We start from the raw sequence: 19,440 nt of genomic DNA on the forward strand, positions 1-19,440 counted from the left end.
ATCTTGCCCTGCACCTGCCGGCTGCCCATGCGGGTGAACGCATCCGACAGCGCGCTCATCGGCAGCGTGCGATCGATCGCCGGCTTGATCCTGCCCTGCGCATACCAGCCGGCCAGCTCGGCCAGCGCGCGGGCATTGTTCTTCGGCTCGCGGCGCGCGAACTCGCCCCAGAACACGCCGACGATGGACGCACCCTTCAGCAGCGCCAGGTTCAGCGGCAGCGCCGGGATGCCGCCCTGCGCGAAGCCGATCACCAGGTAGCGGCCGCGCCAGGCGATCGAGCGGAACACCGGTTCGGCCAGGTCGCCGCCGACCGGGTCGTAGACCACGTCGGGCCCCTTGCCTTGCGTCAGCGCCTTCAGCTCCTCGCGCAGCTGGCCACGGCTGTAGTTGATGGTCTCGTCGGCGCCGAGCTGCTTGCAGAAGGCGCACTTCTCGTCGCTGGACGCGGCGGCGATCACGCGTGCGCCCGCCGCCTTCGCGATCTGGATCGCCGCGCTGCCGACGCCGCCGGCCGCGCCGAGCACCAGCACGGTCTCGCCCGGCTGCAGCGCCGCGCGGTCCATCAGCGCATGGTGCGTGGTGCCGTAGGTGCACAGGAAGGCGGCCGCGTCCTCGAACGCGAAGCCCGGTGGCAGCGGCATCAGCAGCGCGGCGTTCACGCAGGCATGCGTCGCGAAACCACCGGTGCCGGCGAACGCGGCGACCGCATCGCCGACCTTGAGGTGCTTGACGCCTTCGCCGACCGCATCGACCACGCCGGCGTATTCGGCACCGGGCACGAAGGGCAGCGGCGGCTTGATCTGGTACTTGTTCTGGACGATCAGCAGGTCCGGGAAGTTCAGGCTCGCGGCGCGGATCGCGACGCGCACCTCGCCGGCCGCGGGCTGCGGCGTGGGCAGTTCCTTCCAGGTCAGCGCTTCGGGGCCGATGGGGTTCTCGCACAGCCAGGCTTGCATGGGGTCGTCTCCTTGAATGTGGCGCCGGATGATAGGCAGGCCGCTCGCCGGCGTGCGTCGCGCAGGTGACGGCTTCCCACATCCCTACAATCGCCCGATGCGCATTCTGATCGCCAACGACGACGGCTACCTCGCCCCCGGCCTTGCGGCCCTGGTGAAAGCCTGCGAAGGGCTCGGCGAGATCGACGTGGTGGCACCGGAGCAGAACGCGAGCGGCACCTCGAACTCGCTGACGCTGCACCGGCCGCTGTCGGCCTTCACCGCCGCCAACGGCTTCCGCTACATCAACGGCACGCCGTCCGACTGCGTCCACGTCGCGCTGACCGGGCTGCTGCCGCGCCGGCCCGACCTGGTGCTCTCGGGCATCAACAACGGCGCCAACATGGGCGACGACACGCTCTATTCCGGCACGGTGGCAGCCGCGATGGAAGGCTTCCTGTTCGGCATCCCGGCGATCGCGTTCTCGCAGGTCGAGAAAGGCTGGGCGCAGGTCGATGCCGCCGCGCGGCTCGCGCGCTCGCTGGTCGAGCAGGTGCTCGCGAACCCGCCGGCGCCGGGCGCGTGGCTGCTCAACGTCAACATCCCGAACCGGCCCGATGCGATCGAGCTGCCGCGCCGCATCACGCGGCTGGGCCGCCGGCATGCGAGCGAGCCGGTGATCTGCCAGCAGAACCCGCGCGGCGAGCCGATCTACTGGATCGGGCCGGCCGGCGATGCGCGCGAGGCCGGCGAGGGCACCGATTTCCACGCCACCGCGAACGGCTGCGTGTCGATCACGCCGCTGCAGGTCGACCTGACCGATCACGCCCGGCTGCCCGCGTGGCGGCAGTGGTCGCAGGCGGTGGGTTCATGAGCGAAGCGCCGAAGCGACCGAAGTTTCCGCTGCAACTCGATCGGCTCGCGCCGCCGGCCAAGGGCCGCGAGGTGCTGCGGCCGCAGCGGCCGGTGCAGCAGGCGGCGGCCGCCGCCACGCAGCGCGCGGTGCCGACCGGCCTCGGCCTCGATTCGGCCGGCGTGCGCCAGCGCATGGTCGACCGGCTGCGCGGTGGCGGCGTGCGCGACGAACTGGTACTCGGCGCGATGGCCCGCGTGCCGCGCCATGCCTTCGTCGACACGGCGCTGGTCAACCAGGCCTATGAAGACACCAGCCTGCCGATCGGCCTCGGGCAGACCATCTCCAAGCCCTCGGTGGTGGCGCGCATGATCGAGCTGCTGATGGCGAGCCCCGCCGCACGCACGCGGCGCACGCTGGGCCGCACGCTGGAGATCGGCACCGGCTGCGGCTACCAGGCGGCGGTGCTCGCGCAGCTGTCGCGGCAGGTGCTGTCGGTGGAGCGGCTCAAGCCGCTGCACGACAAGGCGCGCGAGCTGCTGGCGCCGTTGCGCTTGACGGACATCCGGCTGGTGTATGGTGACGGGATGCGGGGCCACCCGCCGAACGCGCCGTACGACAGCATCATCTCGGCGGCCGGCGGCGACAATCTGCCGCAGGCCTGGCTCGATCAACTGGCCGTCGGCGGCCGTCTGGTGGCCCCGGTGCAGCGGGCTGCAGGGCAGGGCCAGGTGCTGGTGGTGGTCGACAGAACAGAGGGTGGATACGAGCGCGCGGTTCATGAGGCCGTGCTGTTCGTCCCCCTAAAATCAGGAACGGATTGATGACAGTGGCAGTGATGGCAAGCACCTCGACTCCCGCGGCCGCGCGCCGCCATTCGACCGGCCCCCGAGCGATCGCGATCGTGCTGGCGGCGCTTGCCCTCGCGGCCTGTTCGTCGCCGAAGTACCACGCGCCGGTCGAGGATCGTGGTGGCACGCGGGCGCCGGTCACGACGGCCGGCGGTACGGCGGTCGCGACACCGGCACCGGTGGTCGGCACGCCGGAGGCCGTGAAGCCGCTGCCCGGCGCCGAGAACGCCGGCAAGCCGGGCTTCTATTCGGTGAAGCCGGGCGACACGATGATCCGCATCGGGCTCGAGACCGGCCAGAACTGGAAAGACCTGATCAAGTGGAACAACCTCGACAACCCGAACGTCATCGAGGTCGGCCAGGTGCTGCGCGTCGTGCCGCCGGGTGCCGACCCGAATGCGGTGGCCACGCGCGGCGTGACGGCTGCAAAGGTCGACGTGAAGCCGCTCGATGCGCCGCGGCCCGCGTCGGGGGCTTCGGCCGCCACGACGCCGGTCGCGATTGCCACGGCCCCGGCCGCCACGCCGCCCGCCGCGCGCGATGACGACGACATCAACTGGCAGTGGCCCGCCACCGGTGCGGTGGTGGCCGGCTTCGACGACGTGCGCAGCAAGGGCCTGTCGATCTCCGGCAAGCCCGGCGACCCGGTGCTGGCGGCCGCCGATGGCCGCGTCGTCTACGCCGGCTCCGGCCTGCGCGGCTACGGCAACCTCGTGATCCTGAAGCACAACAACACCTTCCTGACGGCCTACGCGCACAACCAGGCGCTGCTGGTCAAGGAAGACCAGACCGTGCGCCGCGGCCAGAAGATCGCCGAGATGGGCGCCACCGATTCCGACCGGGTGGCGCTGCACTTCGAGATCCGCAAGCTCGGCAGGCCGATCGATCCCGCCAAGCTCCTGCCGCCACGCTGAGGCGCGGCCCACCTTCCACCAGCCCGGGCAACAGCATGGTCAAGAAGCGCAGCACACTGAACGGGCATGCGCTGGGCCATGACACCGGTGCGCGGCCGCCGCTGCCGGCGCTGAAGGTGGACGCGGCGCAGGCCGAGCCGGTGGAATCCGCAGCCGAGGCCGATCCGCAGGGTGATCCGCACGACCACGCCGAGCTGCCGTCCGACGACGTGCGTCCGGTGATCGAGATCGCGGCGGGCGAGGGCGAGGTCGGCAACACGCTGCAGACCTACCTGCGCGACATCCGCCGCGCGCCGCTGCTGACGCCGCAGGAAGAATTCGACACCGCGACGCGGGCCCGCGCCGGCGATTTCAGTGCGCGCCAGTCGATGATCGAGCGCAACCTGCGGCTGGTGGTCAGCATCGCGAAGAACTACCTCGGGCGCGGCCTGCCGATGACCGACCTGATCGAGGAGGGCAACCTCGGGCTGATGCATGCGATCAGCAAGTTCGAGCCGGAGCGCGGCTTCCGCTTCTCGACCTACTCCTCATGGTGGATCCGCCAGAGCATCGAGCGCGCGATCATGCACCAGGCCCGGCTGGTGCGGCTGCCGGTGCACGTGGTGCGCGAGCTCAATCATGTGCTGAAGGCGCGCCGCGCGCTCGAGGCCGACGGCACGCATGGCGACGGCACCGACAAGCCGGTGCGGGTCGAGGACATCGCGCAGCGCGTCGGCCGGCCGGTGCAGGAGGTGAGCGAGCTGCTGAAGTTCGCCGAGCTGCCGGCCTCGCTCGACGCGCCGATCGACCGCGAGAACTCCGAATCGATGATCGACAGCGTGGCCGACGAAGGCGCGAGCGATCCGCTGTCGACCACGCTGAACCACGAGATCGACGTGCTGCTGCAGCACGGCCTGGACGAGCTGAACGAGCGCGAGCGCGAGGTGCTGTCGGGCCGCTACGGCCTGCGCGACCGCGAACCCGAGACGCTGGAGGTGCTGGCCGAGCGGCTGGGCCTGACGCGCGAGCGCATCCGGCAGATCCAGCAGGAGGCGCTGGTGAAGCTCAAGCGCCGCATGGCGCGCAGCGGGATCGATCGCGACTCGATTTTCTAGGCACCCCTGCGGTGCTGAGACAATCGCGGAATGACAGCAAGCGATGAATGGCTGACGGTCGAGTCCCTCGACCTCGAAGCGCAAGGCGTGGCGCACAACGCGGAAGGCAAGGTGGTGTTCATCGAGGGCGCATTGCCCGGTGAGCAGGTCCAGGTCAGCGTGGGGCGCCGCAAGAACAACTGGGAGCAGGCGACGATGACGGCGCTGCGCCGCGAGAGCTCGCAGCGCGTGACGCCGGCGTGCCGGCATTTCGGCACCTGCGGCGGCTGCAAGATGCAGCACTTCCATGTGGGCGCGCAGGTCGCGACCAAGCAGCGGGCGCTCGAAGACGCGCTGTGGCACCTCGGCAAGACGAAGGCCGAGCGCGTGCTGCGGCCGATCGAGGGGCCGGCCTGGGGCTACCGCTACCGGGCGCGCCTGTCGGTGCGCCACGTCGTCAAGAAGGGCACGGTGCTGGTGGGCTTCCACGAGCGCAAGTCCAGCTATGTGGCCGACATGGACAGCTGCGAGGTGTTGCCGCGTCACCTGAGCGATCTGCTGCTGCCGCTGCGCACGCTGATCGGCGCGATGGACCAGCGTGATCGGCTGCCGCAGATCGAGGTGGCGATCGGCAGCGAGGTCACGGCGCTGGTGCTGCGGCACCTCGAGCCGCTGAGCGGCGGCGACCTGCAGCGCCTGCGCGAGTTCGCGGCGGCGCATGGCATCCAGTGGTGGCTGCAGCCCAAGGGGCCGGACACGGTTCAACTGCTCGATGCGGACGGCCCGCCACTCGCCTACGACCTGCCGGAGTTCGGCATCACGATGCCGTTCAAGCCGACCGACTTCACGCAGGTCAACCACCAGATCAACCAGGTGCTGGTGTCGCGGGCGCTGAAGCTGCTCGCGGCCGGGGTCGACGAGCGGGTGATCGACTGGTTCTGCGGGCTCGGCAATTTCACGCTGCCGATCGCGACGCAGGCGCGCGAGGTGCTCGGCATCGAAGGCAGCGAATCGCTGGTGGCGCGCTCGCGCGAGAACGCGCAGGTGAACCGGCTCGCGCACAAGACCTCGTTCGTCGCGCGCAACCTGTTCGAGATCACGCCGGCCGAACTGGCCGGGTATGGCAATGCGCAGAAATGGCTGGTCGATCCGCCGCGCGAAGGGGCGTTCGCGCTCGCGAAGGCGCTGGCCGACCTGCATGCGGATCCGGCGCTGGCGCCCGGATTCGTGCCGCCGCAGCGCATCGTCTACGTGAGCTGCAACCCGGCGACGCTGGCGCGCGATGCCGGGCTGCTGGTGCATCAGGCGGGCTACCGCTGCACGGCGGCCGGCGCGGTGAACATGTTCCCGCACACGGCGCATGTGGAGAGCATGGCGGTGTTCGAGCGGGGCTGATCGGCAGCACCAAAAAGCGAAAGGGCCCCGGAGGGCCCTTTTTCTTGCGCGGTCAGCGGATGCGCTTATTCGCGGTCGCCGCCGAAGATGCCGAGGATGTTCAGCAGGCTGACGAAGACGTTGTAGACATCCAGGTAGATCGCGAGCGTCGCGGTCACGTAGTTCGTCTCGCCGCCGTCGACCACGCGCTTCAGGTCGTACAGCATGAAGGCCGAGAAGATCACGACCGCGAGGGCCGACACGGTCAGCGACAGCGCCGGCATCTGCAGCCAGATGTTGGCGATGCTCGCGACGATCAGGCCGATCACGCCGACCATCAGGAACTTGCCCCAGCTGGAGATGTCACGCTTGATGGTCGTGGCCAGCGTCGCCATCGAGATGAACACCACCGAGGTGCCGCCGAAGGCCATCATGATCAGCTGGCCGCCGTTCTTGTAGCTGCCGAGCACGCGCCCGATCGTCAGTGACAGCATCACGCCCATGAAGAACGTGAAGGCCAGCAGCAGCACGACGCCGGTCGGCGAATTCTTGGTCTTGTCGATCGCGAAGAAGAACGCGATCGCGCCGCCGAAGAACAGCGCCAGCGTCATGAACGGGCTGGCACGCGCGACGTCGGCGAAGCCGAAGGCCATGCCGGCCCAGGCGCCGATGACGGTCGGCACCATCGACAGTGCCAGCATCCAGTAGGTGTTGCGAAGAACCCGGTTGCGCTGTTCAGCGCTCGGAACCGAGCCGAGGTAGTCGCCGTAGGCGGCTTGCAGGTTGTCGTTCATGAATCCTCCAGGGGGTGGAACCAGGGGTGTGGACCCGGACGGCGCATTGTAGTTCCCGGTTACACGTGACATGAGCGGACATGAAGACCGCCCGTGGATTCGTTGGCGCCGGCGCAGGGGTGATCTGCCCGGGCAGGCCTTGGTGGCGGCCGGCGTGACGCACTACAGTGCGGCTTTCCCAACTCCTGCCCCTGCGCATGAACAGCAAACCCGTGTTGACCCTCGACGACGTGAAGCGCATCGCCGCCGCCGCCGAGGCCGAGGCCTTGAAGAACCAATGGGCCGTGACGATCGCGATCGTCGATGACGGCGGGCACCTGCTGTGGCTGCAGCGGCTGGACGGCGCCGCGCCGATCTCGTCGCACATCGCCCCGGGCAAGGCCCGCACCGCGGCGGTCGGCCGGCGCGAGAGCAAGGTCTACGAGGACATGATCAACCAGGGCCGCAGCGCGTTCCTGAGCGCACCGACGCTGGAGGGCATGCTCGAAGGCGGCGTGCCGATCCTGGTGCAGGGCCAGTGCGTGGGCGCAGTCGGTGTCAGCGGCGTGAAATCGAGCGAGGACGTGCAGGTCGCGAAGGCAGGGATCGCCGCGCTCTGATCAGGCAGCGATCTTCAGCGGGATGATCGCCATGCCGCCTTGCGCGCCGGTGGCGGTCTCGAACACCTCGCGGGCGCAGTCTTCGCAGCGCCCGCAGCAGGTGGCGACGCCGGTTTCCAGCTGCAGCGAATCAAAGCTGTCGCAGCCACCGCGAACATGCCGTTCGATGTCCCTGTCGGATACGCGTTCGCAGACACACACGATCATCAGATGCACTCCCGGCCGCCGAGCGAGGGCCGATGGGGTGCATCTTAAACAAGAACGATTCGCAACTCAAGGCCGGGGACATCCCCGCACCGCGGGGGTGCGAGGAATCGGTCACGGGGGCTCAGGCCTCGACTTCACCCATTTGTGACTGGAGGTAGTTCTGCAGGCCGACCTTGTCCACCAGGTCGAGCTGCGTCTCCAGGTAGTCGATGTGCTCCTCGGTGTCGTCGAGGATGCCCTGCAGCAGGTCGCGCGAGACGTAGTCGCGCACCGTCTCGCAGTGGGCGATGCCGTCCTTGATGGTGGCCTGCGCGCCCTGTTCGGACTTCAGGTCGCATTGCAGGATCTCGACGGTGTCCTCGCCGACCATCAGCTTGCCCAGGTCCTGCAGGTTCGGCAGCCCGTCGAGCGTGAAGATGCGCGTCATCAGCTGGTCGGCATGCTTCATCTCGCCGATCGACTCGGCGTATTCCTTGGCTGCGAGCTTGTCGAGGCCCCAGTGCTTCAGCATCCGGTAGTGCAGGAAGTACTGGTTGATCGCGGTGAGCTCGTTCTTCAGCTGCGCGTTCAGGTGTTCGATGACTTTCGGGTCGCCCTTCATGTGTGGCTCCTTCTTGTTGGGTGAGAGGTCGGATCAGCGCGCATTATCAGAGCCGAACAGCCCGCAACGAAGCGCAAATCCGAGCGATGTGCTCGCGTTGCAAGCGGCAATCGCTCGCATTCGTGTGATGCCTGCGCGGCTCAGGGTCAACCCTCGAAGCTCGTCTATAATCCCGCGGTTTACCTGCAACCCGCCCGCCCCAGCGAAACCCTCGCCGTTTCCTGTCGAAAACTCCCCCAGTTTTCTCCCCGGTCCGACGCTCGAGATGAGCAGAGCTGGGCGCGCACCAACGGAGATACGTGTGCCGCCTCAACTGCTGACAAACCCAGGACAGGCTCTGCTGGCACTCGCGGACGGAACTGTCTTTCAGGGCGTCTCGATCGGTGCGCCCGGCGAGACCATCGGCGAAGTGGTGTTCAACACCGCGCTGACCGGCTATCAGGAAATCCTGACCGACCCGAGCTACTGCCGCCAGATCGTCACGCTGACCTATCCGCACATCGGCAACTACGGTGTCAACGATGAGGATGTGGAAGCCAGCCGCGTGTTCGCGGCCGGCCTGATCATCAAGGACCTGCCGTTGCTCGCGTCGAACTTCCGCCAGACCATGACGCTGGCGCAGTACCTGCAACGCGAAGGCACGGTGGCCATCGCCAACATCGACACCCGCCGCCTGACCCGCGTGCTGCGCACCCGCGGCGCGCAGAACGGCTGCATCGTCACGCTGGCCGCCGGCCAGGTGGTGACCGATGCGATCCGCAACGATGCCATCGCCAAGGCCAAGGCCGCGCCCAGCATGGCCGGGCTCGACCTGGCCAAGGTGGTCAGCGAGACCAAGCCCTACGACTGGACCGAGACCGAATGGACGCTCGGCCAGGGCTACGGCACGCTGAAGGATCCGCGCTTCCACGTGGTGGCCTACGACTACGGCGTCAAGCGCAACATCCTGCGCATGCTCGCCAGCCGCGGCTGCAAGGTGACCGTGGTGCCGGCGCAGACCCCGGCCGCCGAGGTGCTCGCGTACAAGCCCGACGGCATCTTCCTCAGCAACGGCCCCGGCGACCCCGAGCCCTGCGACTACGCGATCGCCGCGACGCGCACGCTGATCGACACCGGCATCCCGACCTTCGGCATCTGCCTGGGCCACCAGATCCTCGCGCTGGCCTCCGGCGCGAAGACCTTCAAGATGAAGTTCGGCCACCACGGCGCGAACCACCCGGTGAAGGACCTCGACAACGGCCGCGTCAGCATCACGAGCCAGAACCACGGCTTCGCGGTCGACGAGAAGACCCTGCCCGCCAACCTGCGCCCCACGCACGTCAGCCTGTTCGACGGCACGCTGCAGGGCCTGGCGCGCACCGACAAACCCGCTTTCTGCTTCCAGGGCCATCCAGAGGCCTCCCCGGGACCCCATGACATCGGCTACCTGTTCGACCGCTTCACGGCCATGATGGAGAAGAACAATGCCTAAGCGCGCCGACCTCCAATCCATCCTCATCATCGGGGCCGGTCCGATCATCATCGGCCAGGCCTGCGAGTTCGACTACTCCGGCGCTCAGGCCTGCAAGGCACTGCGCGAAGAGGGCTACAAGGTCATCCTCGTCAACAGCAATCCGGCGACGATCATGACCGACCCGGAGATGGCCGACGTCACCTACATCGAGCCGATCACCTGGCAGGTGGTCGAGAAGATCATCGCGAAGGAGCGCCCGGATGCGGTGCTGCCGACGATGGGCGGCCAGACCGCGCTGAACTGCGCGCTCGACCTGCACAAGCACGGCGTGCTCGCGAAGTACGGCGTCGAGATGATCGGCGCGAACGAGAAGGCGATCGAGAAGGCCGAGGACCGCCTGAAGTTCAAGGACGCGATGACCGGCATCGGCCTGCATTCGGCGCGCTCTGGCATCGCCCACTCGATGGAAGAAGCGCTCTCCGTGCAGAAGCGCATCACCGCCGAGATCGGCGGCACGGGCTTCCCGATGGTGATCCGCCCGAGCTTCACGCTCGGCGGCACCGGCGGCGGCATCGCCTACAACCCGGAAGAGTTCGAGGAGATCTGCAAGCGCGGCCTCGACCTGTCGCCGACCAAGGAACTGCTGATCGAGGAAAGCCTGATCGGCTGGAAAGAGTACGAGATGGAAGTCGTGCGCGACCGCGCCGACAACTGCATCATCGTCTGCTCGATCGAGAACCTCGACCCGATGGGCATCCACACCGGCGACTCGATCACGGTGGCGCCGGCGCAGACGCTGACCGACAAGGAATACCAGCTGCTGCGCAACGCGAGCGTCGCGATCCTGCGCGAGATCGGCGTCGACACCGGCGGCTCGAACGTGCAGTTCTCGATCAACCCGGTCAATGGCCGCATGGTCGTGATCGAGATGAACCCGCGCGTGAGCCGCTCGTCGGCGCTGGCCTCGAAGGCCACCGGCTTCCCGATCGCGAAGGTTGCCGCCAAGCTGGCGGTGGGCTACACGCTCGATGAACTGCGCAACGACATCACCGGCGGCGCGACCCCGGCGTCGTTCGAGCCGAGCATCGACTACGTCGTCACGAAGATCCCGCGCTTCGCGTTCGAGAAGTTCCCGGCCGCCGATTCGCGCCTGACGACGCAGATGAAGTCGGTCGGCGAGGTGATGGCGATGGGCCGCACCTTCCAGGAGAGCTTCCAGAAGGCGCTGCGCGGTCTCGAGACCGGCATCGACGGGCTGACGGAACGCAGCACGGACCGCGACGAGATCATTGCCGAGATCGGCGAGGCCGGCCCCGAGCGCATCCTGTATGTCGGCGACGCGTTCCGCATCGGCATGAGCCTGCAGGAGGTCTTCGAGGAGACCGCGATCGACCCGTGGTTCCTCGCGCAGATCCAGCAGCTCATCAAGCTCGAGCAGGCGCTCGCCGGCCGCACGGTCGCGAGCCTGTCGACCGAAGAACTTCGCTTCCTGAAGCAGAAGGGCTTCTCCGACCGGCGCCTGGCCAAGCTGCTGGGCACGCACCAGCACGAGGTCCGCGAGGCCCGCTGGGCGCAGAACGTGCGCCCGGTCTACAAGCGCGTGGACACCTGCGCCGCCGAGTTCTCGACGCAGACCGCGTACATGTACTCGACCTACGACGAGGAATGCGAGGCCGAGCCGACCGATCGCAAGAAGATCATGGTGCTGGGCGGTGGCCCGAACCGCATCGGCCAGGGCATCGAGTTCGACTACTGCTGCGTGCATGCCGCGCTCGCGATGCGCGAGGACGGCTACGAGACCATCATGGTCAACTGCAACCCCGAGACCGTGTCGACCGACTACGACACGTCCGATCGCCTGTACTTCGAGCCGGTGACGCTGGAAGACGTGCTGGAGATCGTCGCGAAGGAAAAGCCGGTCGGCGTGATCGTGCAGTACGGCGGCCAGACGCCGCTGAAGCTGGCGCTCGATCTCGAGCGCGCCGGCGTGCCGATCGTCGGCACCTCGCCCGACAGCATCGACATCGCCGAAGACCGCGAGCGCTTCCAGAAGCTGCTGCACGAGCTCGGCCTGAAGCAGCCGCCGAACCGCACCGCGCGCACCGAGGAGGCCGCGAAGACGCTGGCCGCCGAGATCGGCTACCCGCTGGTGGTGCGCCCGAGCTACGTGCTGGGCGGCCGCGCGATGGAGATCGTGCACGGCGAGAAGGACCTCGAGCGCTACATGCGCGAAGCGGTGAAGGTGTCGGAGAAGTCGCCGGTGCTGCTCGACCGCTTCCTCGATGACGCGATCGAGGTCGACGTCGACTGCATCAGCGACGGCGACGAGGTGATGATCGGCGGCATCATGGAGCACGTCGAGCAGGCGGGCATCCACTCCGGCGATTCGGCCTGCTCGCTGCCGCCGTATTCGCTGCCGAAGAGCCTGCAGGACGAACTGCGCCGCCAGACGGTGCTGATGGCCAAGGCCCTGAAGGTCAAGGGCCTGATGAACACGCAGTTCGCGATCCAGGGCGAGGGCGCCGATGCGGTCGTCTACGTGCTCGAGGTCAACCCGCGTGCGTCGCGCACGGTGCCGTTCGTCTCGAAGGCCACCGGCCAGCCGCTCGCGAAGATCGCGGCGCGCTGCATGGTCGGCCAGAAGCTGTCGAGCCAGAAGGACCGCCACGGCAAGCTGCCGCGCGAGGTGATCCCGCCGTACTTCTCGGTCAAGGAAGCGGTGTTCCCGTTCAACAAGTTCCCCGGCGTCGATCCGATCCTCGGCCCGGAGATGCGCTCCACCGGCGAGGTGATGGGCGCGGGCCGGACCTTCGGCGAGGCGATGCTGAAGAGCCAGCTCGGTGCCGGTTCGCGGCTGCCCGACCGCGGCACCGTCTGCATCACCGTGAAGAACGGCGACAAGGCGCGTGCGGTGGTGGTGGCGCGCGACCTGCACCAGCTCGGCTTCCAGGTCGTCGCGACCAAGGGCACGGCCGCGGCGATCGCCGAAGGCGGCGTGCCGGTGAAGGCGGTCAACAAGGTCAAGGACGGCCGCCCCCACATCGTCGACATGGTGAAGGCCGGCGAGATCCAGCTGGTGTTCACGACGGTGGACGAGACGCGCACGGCGATCGCCGATTCGCGCCATATCCGCCAGGCGGCGCTGGCCAACCGGGTGACCTACTACACCAGCATGGCCGGCTGCGAAGCCGCAGTCGAAGGCATGAAGCACCAGGACGATCTGGTCGTGCTTTCCCTGCAAGAGCTGCACCGCGAACTGAACTAAACTTTCTGCAACACATCGGCCGCCGCCGGGCCTCCCGCAAGGGAGAGGGCGGCGGCTTCATTTTTGCCTCCAGGGTTCCACCATGACGACCATCCCCATCACCGTGCGCGGTGCCGAAAAACTCAAGGAAGAACTGCATCGGCTGAAGACGGTGGAACGCCATTCGGTCATCCAGGCGATCGCCGAGGCGCGTGCGCAGGGCGACCTGTCGGAGAACGCCGAGTACGAGGCCGCGAAGGACAAGCAGGGCTTCATCGAGGGCCGCATCCTCGAGATCGAAGGCAAGCTCGCCGCCGCGCAGATCATCGACCCGAAGGCGCTGAATGCCGAAGGGCGCGTGGTGTTCGGCGCCACCGTCGAACTCGAGGACGAGAAGACCGGCAATCCCGTCACGTACCAGATCGTCGGCGAGGATGAAGCCGACCTGAAGGAAGGCCGCATCTCGATCGGCTCCCCGATCGCGCGTGCGTTGATCGGCAAGGTGGCCGGCGACGTGGCCGAGGTGCAGGCGCCGGGCGGCGTCAAGAGCTACGAGATCGTCGAAGTCCGCTACGTCTGACGTGATGACACCCCAGAAGCTGCAGCGCGCGGCGGGATTCCTGACCGGCCTGTGGGCCGGCGTCCTGCTGGGCGTGGGCTTCATCGGCGCGCCGGCCGGCTTCGCGAGCACGTTTCCTGAAACCGCCGGGCGCATCGCCGGTCGCATGTTCATGCAGGAGGCGTACCTCAGCCTCGGCTTGAGCGTGCTGCTGCTGCTGATGCTGCGCCGCATCTGGCAGATGACGGAGACGCGGCGCAGCATCCTGGGCGCGGACGCGTTGATGCTGCTGGCCGTTGCCTTCTGCACGGTGCTCGGCTACTTCGGGTTGCAGCCGGTGATGGCGGCGGCCAAGGCGGGGCAGGGCAGCCTGTCCTTCGGCGCGCTGCACGGCATCTCGATGAGCCTGTACGCCGTCAAGGCGCTGCTGCTGCTGGTGCTGGCCTGGCGCTTGAACAGCGCCAAGCCGGCCTGAGAGGCTCAGTCAGCCGCCGACTTCTTCAGGCTGGTGATGCGCTTCTTGGCGCGCTTGATCTCGCCGCCGGCGGCGACGCGCTGGTTGCCCAGCACCTTGAGCTTCTTGACCTGCGGGCGGTGGTTGCCGCTCTTCGAGAACTTCAGGATCTTGACGGTGCGCGGACCCGGCATGCGGTCTTCGCGCTCGGCCTTTTCCTTCGGGGGAATCGGGCGCCACAGCACCAGCAGCTTGCCGATGTGCTGGATCGGGGCGGCGTTCAGCTGGTCGCTCAGCTGCGCGAGGATGGCCTCGCGGGTGTCGCGCTCGTCGGAGAAGACACGGATCTTGATCAATCCGTGGGCATTCAGCGCGGCATCGGCTTCCTTGATCACGGCAGGGGTCAGGCCGTCACCACCGATCAGGACGACCGGGTTCAGGTGGTGGGCTTCAGCGCGCTTGTCCTTGCGCTGGGCGGGATTCAGTTCGATGGCAGGCATCTCGGTATTATCGGTTGCAGTGAGCGTAAGCCAATGAAAATCAAGACAAAAAGCAAGAAAGTCAACAAGGCGTGGTTGCACGACCACCTCAACGACACCTACGTGAAGCTGGCCCAGAAAGAGGGATATCGCGCCCGTGCGGCCTACAAGCTGAAGGAGATCGACGAGGAGCTCAAGCTGATCCGCCCGGGCCAGCTGGTGGTCGACCTGGGCGCCGCGCCGGGGGCCTGGAGCCAGTACGTGCGCCGCAAGTTCGCGCCGAAGGAGGTCGGCGGCCTCGGGGGCGCCGCCGCCGGTGAACTGAACGGCACCATCATCGCGCTCGACATCCTGCCGATCGAGCCGATCGAAGGCGTCGTCTTCTTCCAGGGCGATTTCCGCGAGGATGCGGTGCTGGCGCAGCTGCACGAGCTGGTGGCGGGCCGGCCGGTCGACGTGGTGATTTCCGACATGGCGCCCAATCTGTCGGGCATCGAGAGTTCCGATGCGGCCCGCATGGAGCACCTGGTGGAACTGGCGGTCGAATTCGCGCAGAACCATCTGACGCCGAATGGCGCACTGGTCAGCAAGGTTTTCCACGGCAGCGGCCACAGCCAATTGGTCCAGATTTTCAAGAAAACCTTCCGGGTCGTGAAACCGATCAAACCGAAGGCTTCGCGCGACAAATCGTCCGAAACCTTCCTGGTTGGCATCGGTCTCAAGAATCCGGGGATTCAGGTCGATAAGCGTTCGTGAAACCGCATGGGTTGCGTGGACTAGAATCGCCCCCAGATGCCGTGGATGCTGGGCACGTCCTGTGCTCGCGCTGAGGATTTATCGCAAGAAGGAGCCGCGGTGAACAATCAATGGTTCTCCAAAGTCGCTGTCTGGCTGGTGATCGCACTCGTGCTGTTCACCGTGTTCAAGCAGTTCGACAAGGGTGCAATGCAAGGCAGCCAGATCGGCTATTCCGACTTCCTCGAGGAAGTGCGCAGCAAGCGGATCAAGAGCGTGCAGCTCCAGGAAGGGCCTTCCGGGACCGAGATCAAGGCCAAGACCACCGACGACAAGGACCTGCGCACCACCGCAACCTTCCTCGACCGCGGCCTGGTCGGTGACCTGATCAACAACAACGTCAAGTTCGACGTGAAGCCCCGCGAGGAGCCGTCGATCCTGTTGAGCATCCTCGGCTCATGGGGCCCGATGCTGCTGCTGATCGGCGTGTGGATCTACTTCATGCGCCAGATGCAGGGCGGCGGCAAGGGCGGTGCGTTCAGCTTCGGCAAGTCGAAGGCGCGCATGCTCGACGAGGCCAACAACACCACCACCTTCGCCGATGTCGCCGGTTGCGACGAGGCCAAGGAAGAGGTGAAGGAGCTGGTCGACTTCCTGAAGGACCCGCAGAAGTTCCAGAAGCTCGGCGGCCGCATTCCGCGCGGCGTGTTGCTGGTCGGCCCTCCGGGCACCGGCAAGACGCTGCTGGCGAAGGCGATCGCCGGCGAGGCGAAGGTGCCGTTCTTCAGCATCTCCGGCTCCGATTTCGTCGAGATGTTCGTCGGCGTCGGCGCGGCGCGCGTGCGCGACATGTTCGAGCAGGCCAAGAAGAGCGCGCCCTGCATCATCTTCGTCGATGAAATCGACGCGGTCGGCCGCCACCGCGGTGCCGGCCTCGGCGGCGGCAACGACGAGCGCGAGCAGACGCTGAACCAGATGCTGGTCGAGATGGACGGCTTCGAGACCAACCTCGGCGTGATCGTGATGGCGGCCACCAACCGGCCCGACATCCTCGACCCCGCGCTGCTGCGCCCGGGCCGCTTCGACCGCCAGGTCTACGTGACGCTGCCCGACATCCGCGGCCGCGAGCAGATCATCAACGTGCACATGCGCAAGGTGCCGGTCGGTGCCGACATCCGCGCCGACATCCTCGCGCGCGGCACCCCGGGCTTCTCGGGCGCCGACCTGGCCAACCTGGTCAACGAGGCGGCGCTGTTCGCCGCGCGCCGCAACGGCCGGGTCGTCGAGATGATCGACTTCGAGCGCGCCAAGGACAAGATCATGATGGGCGCCGAGCGCAAATCGATGGTCATGGACGAGGAAGAGCGCCGCAACACCGCGTACCACGAGGCCGGCCACGCGCTGATCGGTCGCATGCTGCCCAAGCTCGACCCGGTGCACAAGGTCACGATCATCCCGCGCGGCCGTGCGCTGGGCGTGACGCTGTCGCTGCCCGAGAAGGACCGCTACAGCTACGACCGCGAGTACATGCTGAACACCATCAGCATGCTGTTCGGCGGCCGCATCGCCGAAGAAGTGTTCATGCACCAGATGACCACCGGCGCGTCGAACGACTTCGAGCGTGCCACCTCGATGGCGCGCGACATGGTCACCCGCTACGGCATGACCGACGAGCTGGGCCCGATGGTCTACGCCGAGAACGAGAGCGAGGTCTTCCTGGGCCGCTCGGTGACCAAGCAGGTCAACGTGTCCGAGCAGACGATGCAGAAGGTCGACGACGTGATCCGCCGCATCATCGACGAGCAGTACGCGATCGCCCGCAAGCTGATCGAGGACAACCAGGACAAGATGCACGCGATGGCGAAGGCGCTGCTCGAATGGGAAACCATCGACGCCGACCAGATCGACGACATCATGGGCGACCGCCCGCCGCGCCCGCCGAAGGACTGGAGTTCCAGCTCCGGCAAGCCGAGCGGCCCGACGCCGCCGGTCAAGCCGGACGGCGCACCGGCCGCGGCCTGAGCGTATCGATGCTGTTCAGACGACGGGGCTTCGGCCCCGTTTTCCATGGTTGAGCAGGGCCCCGCGATGCACTGGCAGACCACGCGCTTCTCGATCGACCTGACGCGCCCGCGCGTGATGGGCATCGTCAACATCACGCCCGATTCGTTCTCCGACGGCGGACAGCATGCGAGCACGAAGGCCGCGCTGGCGCACTGCGAGCAGCTGCTGAAGGAGGGCGCCGACATCCTCGACCTCGGCGCCGAATCGAGCCGGCCCGGCGCCGATGCGGTGTCGGTGGCCGACGAATTGGCGCGGCTGTTGCCGGTGCTGCGCGAGGCGTTGCGGCTGCAGGTGCCGCTGTCGATCGACACCTACAAGACCGAGGTGATGCGCGCCGCGCTCGACCTGGGCGCCGACATCGTCAACGACATCTTCGCGCTGCAGGCGCCGGGCGCCGAGGCGCTGGTTGCTTCGCACCCCAACTGCGGCATCTGCCTGATGCACGCCCAGGGCGAGCCGAAATCGATGCAGGTGGCGCCGCACTACGACGACGTGGTTGGCGAGGTGCGCGATTTCCTCGCCGGCCGCGGTGCTGCGCTCGCGCAGCGCGGCGTCGCCGCCGAGCGCATCGTGCTCGATCCGGGCATCGGCTTCGGCAAGACCGTCGCGCACAACTTCGCGCTGCTGGCGCGCCAGCGGGAACTGCTGCAGCTCGGCTACCCGCTGCTGGCGGGCTGGTCGCGCAAGAGCAGCCTGGGGACGATCACCGGGCGGCCGGTCGGCGAGCGGATGGTCGCGAGCGTGGCGGCGGCGCTGGCCGCCGTCCAGAACGGCGCCCGTGTGTTGCGGGTCCACGACGTCACCCCCACAGTGGACGCCCTCAAGGTGTGGGGTGCCGCCGGGCTGATCGACGGCGGCGGGCGCTAGTTGCCGCAAAATCCCGTCCTCACAGATCCTGGGCGTGGAGACAAGCGCATGAGCAGAACCTATTTCGGCACCGACGGCATCCGCGGGACCGTCGGCCAATCGCCGATCACCCCCGATTTCATGCTGCGCCTCGGCCATGCGGTGGGCCGGGTGTTGAAGGCCGACATTGCCAAGCCGACGGTGCTGATCGGCAAGGACACGCGGATCTCCGGCTACATGATCGAATCGGCGCTCGAAGCCGGTTTCGCGTCGGCCGGCGTCGACGTGCTGCTCACCGGCCCGCTGCCGACCCCGGGCGTCGCGTATCTCACGCGCGCGCTGCGGCTGGACCTCGGGGTCGTGATCAGCGCCTCGCACAACGCCTACCCGGACAACGGCATCAAGTTCTTCTCGGCGCGCGGCGAGAAGCTGCCCGACGAGTGGGAGCAGCGTGTCGAGGCGGCCCTCGAAGAGCCCGCGCAATGGGTCGACTCGGCCCAGCTCGGCAAGGCGCGCCGGCTCGAGGCAGCGCGCGGCCGCTACGTCGAGTTCTGCAAGAGCACCTTCAGCAACGACCTGTCGCTGAAGGGCCTGAAGATCGTCGTCGATGCGGCGCACGGGGCGGGCTACCAATCCGGGCCCGACGTGTTCCACGAACTGGGTGCCGAGGTCATCGCGATCGGCTGCAACCCCGACGGCCTCAACATCAACGCCGGTTTCGGTGCCACCGCGCCGGCCGCCCTGGTCAAGGCGGTGCGCGAGAACCAGGCGGACTACGGTGTCGCGCTCGATGGCGATGCCGACCGCCTGCAACTGGTCGATGCCGACGGCCGCCTCTACAACGGCGACGAGCTGCTCTACGTGATGGTGGCCGACCGCCTGGCGCAGGGGCAACGCGTGCCCGGCGCGGTCGGCACGCTGATGACCAACATGGCGGTCGAGGTGGCGCTGAAGGCGCAGGACATCGAGTTCGTGCGCGCCAAGGTCGGCGACCGCTACGTGCTCGAAGAGCTGGCCGCACGCGGCTGGCTGCTGGGCGGCGAGGGCTCGGGCCACCTGCTGGCGCTCGACAAGCACACCACCGGCGACGGCATCGTCAGCGCGCTGCAGGTGCTGCAGGCGGTGAGCCGCAGCGGCAAGTCGCTGGCCCAGCTGGTCGAGGCGGTGACGCTGTTCCCGCAGGTGTTGATCAACGTGCGGCTGAAGCCCGGGCAGGACTGGAAGTCCGCGCCGAAGCTGGCCGAGACGCAGGCCGCCGTGCAGCGCGAGCTGGGCAACGACGGCCGCCTGCTGATCCGCCCGTCCGGCACCGAACCGCTGGTGCGCGTGATGGTCGAGGCCCGCGATGCAGCGCAGGCCAAGGCCTGCGCCGAACGCCTGGCGGACACCTTGCGCGCCTAGG

Annotated in this window: 19 protein-coding genes; 14 read left to right on the forward strand and 5 right to left on the reverse strand. The window is 67.7% G+C overall.

Annotation, left to right across the window (positions count from 1 at the left end):
• On the reverse strand, positions 1-959 hold a 959-nt coding region (locus tag AC1D1T_RS12355; protein WP_477991932.1), incomplete at its 3' end, for an NADPH:quinone oxidoreductase family protein.
• A 97-nt stretch (positions 960-1,056) separates the two neighbouring features.
• On the opposite strand from AC1D1T_RS12355, the gene surE reads away from it, so the two are divergent.
• From surE to rlmD, 5 genes are read left to right on the forward strand one after another with little or no spacing between them, the layout of a single operon-like run.
• The gene (gene surE, locus AC1D1T_RS12360) at positions 1,057-1,812 is read left to right on the forward strand and encodes a 5'/3'-nucleotidase SurE (RefSeq protein WP_047511503.1); all 756 of its coding nucleotides are present in this window, start codon (positions 1,057-1,059) and stop codon (positions 1,810-1,812) included.
• Positions 1,809-2,615, forward strand: coding sequence for a protein-L-isoaspartate(D-aspartate) O-methyltransferase (locus AC1D1T_RS12365; protein ID WP_047588685.1), 807 nt, complete (start codon positions 1,809-1,811; stop codon positions 2,613-2,615). The genes surE and AC1D1T_RS12365 overlap by 4 nt, the downstream gene beginning before the upstream one ends.
• 14 nt (positions 2,616-2,629) lie before the next feature.
• Positions 2,630-3,556, forward strand: coding sequence for a peptidoglycan DD-metalloendopeptidase family protein (locus AC1D1T_RS12370; RefSeq protein WP_477842448.1), 927 nt, complete (start codon positions 2,630-2,632; stop codon positions 3,554-3,556).
• Between the two features lie 35 nt (positions 3,557-3,591).
• Positions 3,592-4,650, forward strand: coding sequence for an RNA polymerase sigma factor RpoS (gene rpoS / locus AC1D1T_RS12375; RefSeq protein WP_477826655.1), 1,059 nt, complete (start codon positions 3,592-3,594; stop codon positions 4,648-4,650).
• Positions 4,651-4,680: 30 nt separating this feature from the next.
• Positions 4,681-6,024 carry a 23S rRNA (uracil(1939)-C(5))-methyltransferase RlmD gene (gene rlmD / locus AC1D1T_RS12380; protein WP_477826656.1) on the forward strand — a complete coding sequence of 448 codons (1,344 nt, stop codon included), beginning with the start codon at positions 4,681-4,683 and terminating at the stop codon, positions 6,022-6,024.
• Positions 6,025-6,089: 65 nt separating this feature from the next.
• Here rlmD and AC1D1T_RS12385 read toward each other — a convergent pair whose 3' ends face one another.
• Positions 6,090-6,797, reverse strand: a complete 708-nt coding sequence (locus AC1D1T_RS12385) for a Bax inhibitor-1/YccA family protein (RefSeq protein WP_052213048.1) — start codon at positions 6,795-6,797, stop codon at positions 6,090-6,092.
• A gap of 197 nt (positions 6,798-6,994) precedes the next feature.
• On the opposite strand from AC1D1T_RS12385, the gene AC1D1T_RS12390 reads away from it, so the two are divergent.
• Positions 6,995-7,396, forward strand: coding sequence for a GlcG/HbpS family heme-binding protein (locus AC1D1T_RS12390; protein ID WP_047511508.1), 402 nt, complete (start codon positions 6,995-6,997; stop codon positions 7,394-7,396).
• Here the strand turns inward: AC1D1T_RS12390 and AC1D1T_RS12395 are convergent, their stop codons facing one another.
• Complete coding sequence (locus tag AC1D1T_RS12395) at positions 7,397-7,603, reverse strand: (2Fe-2S)-binding protein (protein ID WP_052213119.1); 207 nt, start codon at positions 7,601-7,603, stop codon at positions 7,397-7,399.
• 121 nt (positions 7,604-7,724) lie between these two features.
• Positions 7,725-8,204, reverse strand: a complete 480-nt coding sequence (bfr, locus tag AC1D1T_RS12400) for a bacterioferritin (protein WP_477991933.1) — start codon at positions 8,202-8,204, stop codon at positions 7,725-7,727.
• A 313-nt stretch (positions 8,205-8,517) separates the two neighbouring features.
• Here bfr and carA point away from each other — a divergent pair, with 313 nt between their 5' ends.
• The 4 genes from carA (at position 8,518) to AC1D1T_RS12420 (ending at position 13,935) form a co-directional block, all read left to right on the forward strand.
• Positions 8,518-9,675, forward strand: coding sequence for a glutamine-hydrolyzing carbamoyl-phosphate synthase small subunit (carA, locus tag AC1D1T_RS12405; protein ID WP_477828681.1), 1,158 nt, complete (start codon positions 8,518-8,520; stop codon positions 9,673-9,675).
• Positions 9,668-12,922, forward strand: coding sequence for a carbamoyl-phosphate synthase large subunit (carB, locus tag AC1D1T_RS12410; protein ID WP_477991934.1), 3,255 nt, complete (start codon positions 9,668-9,670; stop codon positions 12,920-12,922). The genes carA and carB overlap by 8 nt, the downstream gene beginning before the upstream one ends.
• Positions 12,923-13,004: 82 nt before the next feature.
• The gene (gene greA / locus AC1D1T_RS12415; protein ID WP_477843313.1) at positions 13,005-13,481 is read left to right on the forward strand and encodes a transcription elongation factor GreA; all 477 of its coding nucleotides are present in this window, start codon (positions 13,005-13,007) and stop codon (positions 13,479-13,481) included.
• 4 nt (positions 13,482-13,485) lie between these two features.
• Complete coding sequence (locus AC1D1T_RS12420) at positions 13,486-13,935, forward strand: DUF4149 domain-containing protein (protein ID WP_047511518.1); 450 nt, start codon at positions 13,486-13,488, stop codon at positions 13,933-13,935.
• A gap of 5 nt (positions 13,936-13,940) precedes the next feature.
• On the opposite strand, the gene AC1D1T_RS12425 is transcribed toward AC1D1T_RS12420, so the two are convergent.
• The gene (locus AC1D1T_RS12425; protein WP_047511520.1) at positions 13,941-14,414 is read right to left on the reverse strand and encodes a YhbY family RNA-binding protein; all 474 of its coding nucleotides are present in this window, start codon (positions 14,412-14,414) and stop codon (positions 13,941-13,943) included.
• Between the two features lie 33 nt (positions 14,415-14,447).
• On the opposite strand from AC1D1T_RS12425, the gene AC1D1T_RS12430 reads away from it, so the two are divergent.
• The 4 genes from AC1D1T_RS12430 (at position 14,448) to glmM (ending at position 19,439) form a co-directional block, all read left to right on the forward strand.
• Positions 14,448-15,149, forward strand: a complete 702-nt coding sequence (locus AC1D1T_RS12430) for an RlmE family RNA methyltransferase (protein ID WP_047511522.1) — start codon at positions 14,448-14,450, stop codon at positions 15,147-15,149.
• A 99-nt stretch (positions 15,150-15,248) separates the two neighbouring features.
• On the forward strand, positions 15,249-17,150 hold the full coding sequence (gene ftsH, locus AC1D1T_RS12435) for an ATP-dependent zinc metalloprotease FtsH (RefSeq protein ID WP_047511524.1): 1,902 nt from the start codon (positions 15,249-15,251) through the stop codon (positions 17,148-17,150).
• Between the two features lie 66 nt (positions 17,151-17,216).
• Positions 17,217-18,059 (forward strand): dihydropteroate synthase, encoded by an 843-nt coding sequence (gene folP / locus AC1D1T_RS12440; protein ID WP_477991935.1) that lies wholly within the window; start codon positions 17,217-17,219, stop codon positions 18,057-18,059.
• Between the two features lie 48 nt (positions 18,060-18,107).
• Positions 18,108-19,439 (forward strand): phosphoglucosamine mutase, encoded by a 1,332-nt coding sequence (gene glmM / locus AC1D1T_RS12445; protein ID WP_465113240.1) that lies wholly within the window; start codon positions 18,108-18,110, stop codon positions 19,437-19,439.
• Position 19,440 lies beyond the last annotated feature (1 nt).

The organism is Rhizobacter sp. P2_H3, assembly GCF_056403355.1.

What these genes read in the sequence shown, in the direction of transcription:
- AC1D1T_RS12370 (WP_477842448.1), top strand. Translation starts at nt 2,630, where the DNA reads ATGGCAAGCACCTCGACTCCCGCGGCCGCGCGCCGCCATTCGACCGGC.
- folP (WP_477991935.1), top strand. Translation starts at nt 17,217, where the DNA reads ATGCACTGGCAGACCACGCGCTTCTCGATCGACCTGACGCGCCCGCGC.
- rlmD (WP_477826656.1), top strand. Translation starts at nt 4,681, where the DNA reads ATGACAGCAAGCGATGAATGGCTGACGGTCGAGTCCCTCGACCTCGAA.
- AC1D1T_RS12420 (WP_047511518.1), top strand. Translation starts at nt 13,486, where the DNA reads ATGACACCCCAGAAGCTGCAGCGCGCGGCGGGATTCCTGACCGGCCTG.
- AC1D1T_RS12430 (WP_047511522.1), top strand. Translation starts at nt 14,448, where the DNA reads ATGAAAATCAAGACAAAAAGCAAGAAAGTCAACAAGGCGTGGTTGCAC.
- glmM (WP_465113240.1), top strand. Translation starts at nt 18,108, where the DNA reads ATGAGCAGAACCTATTTCGGCACCGACGGCATCCGCGGGACCGTCGGC.
- AC1D1T_RS12395 (WP_052213119.1), bottom strand. Translation starts at nt 7,603, where the DNA reads ATGATCGTGTGTGTCTGCGAACGCGTATCCGACAGGGACATCGAACGG.
- AC1D1T_RS12365 (WP_047588685.1), top strand. Translation starts at nt 1,809, where the DNA reads ATGAGCGAAGCGCCGAAGCGACCGAAGTTTCCGCTGCAACTCGATCGG.
- bfr (WP_477991933.1), bottom strand. Translation starts at nt 8,204, where the DNA reads ATGAAGGGCGACCCGAAAGTCATCGAACACCTGAACGCGCAGCTGAAG.
- surE (WP_047511503.1), top strand. Translation starts at nt 1,057, where the DNA reads ATGCGCATTCTGATCGCCAACGACGACGGCTACCTCGCCCCCGGCCTT.
- AC1D1T_RS12390 (WP_047511508.1), top strand. Translation starts at nt 6,995, where the DNA reads ATGAACAGCAAACCCGTGTTGACCCTCGACGACGTGAAGCGCATCGCC.
- greA (WP_477843313.1), top strand. Translation starts at nt 13,005, where the DNA reads ATGACGACCATCCCCATCACCGTGCGCGGTGCCGAAAAACTCAAGGAA.
- AC1D1T_RS12425 (WP_047511520.1), bottom strand. Translation starts at nt 14,414, where the DNA reads ATGCCTGCCATCGAACTGAATCCCGCCCAGCGCAAGGACAAGCGCGCT.
- AC1D1T_RS12385 (WP_052213048.1), bottom strand. Translation starts at nt 6,797, where the DNA reads ATGAACGACAACCTGCAAGCCGCCTACGGCGACTACCTCGGCTCGGTT.
- carB (WP_477991934.1), top strand. Translation starts at nt 9,668, where the DNA reads ATGCCTAAGCGCGCCGACCTCCAATCCATCCTCATCATCGGGGCCGGT.
- rpoS (WP_477826655.1), top strand. Translation starts at nt 3,592, where the DNA reads ATGGTCAAGAAGCGCAGCACACTGAACGGGCATGCGCTGGGCCATGAC.